Origin of the sequence: Gemmata algarum, from assembly GCF_034097035.1 — a bacterium.
In the GTDB taxonomy this organism is placed as follows: domain Bacteria; phylum Planctomycetota; class Planctomycetia; order Gemmatales; family Gemmataceae; genus Gemmata; species Gemmata algarum.
The window spans coordinates 1-510 of sequence record NZ_JAXBLV010000131.1; the positions used below are offsets into that span (position 1 = coordinate 1).

At 71.6% G+C, this 510-nt stretch carries 1 protein-coding gene; it reads left to right on the forward strand.

The features are described 5' to 3' along the window. Window position 1: 1 nt before the first annotated feature. Window positions 2–510 (forward strand): transposase family protein (locus R5W23_RS11365; RefSeq protein WP_320686418.1); only part of this gene is annotated, 509 nt, incomplete at its 3' end.

Here is a 510-nt window from a genome sequence, read left to right on the forward strand (position 1 = left end):
CCTGCGGAAGCACCGGGTCGTGTTCGAGCACCTGACCGGTCTGACGGTGGCCGTGTTCGACGCGCTGGCCGGGGACCTGGTCCCGTTGGTCGAGGCGGCGCATCGCAAGGGCCTCGAGCGACCGGATCGGCAGCGGGCCGTGGGTGGGGGCGACCACTTCGACCTGTGCATCGCGGACCAGCTACTGCTGGCAGTGATCTGGCTCCGCCAGTACCCGACCAACGAGGTGCTGGGGTTCCTGTTCGGGGTGTCCGACTCGACCGCCAGCCGGGTCCGGACCCGGTGCGTGCCGGTGCTGGCCAAGGCCGGGCGGGACACCATGCGGATGCCGGACCCGGGGGCCCCGCGCCGCAAGCGGCTCCCGGCGGTGCTCCAGGACACCCCCGGGTTGGCGGTGATCGTGGACTCGTTCGAGCAGCGGACCCAGCGGCCCAAGCGGAGCCCGCGGGCGTATTACTCGGGCCAGAAGAAGACGCACACGCTCAAGAGCCAGGTGACCGTCGACGAGGC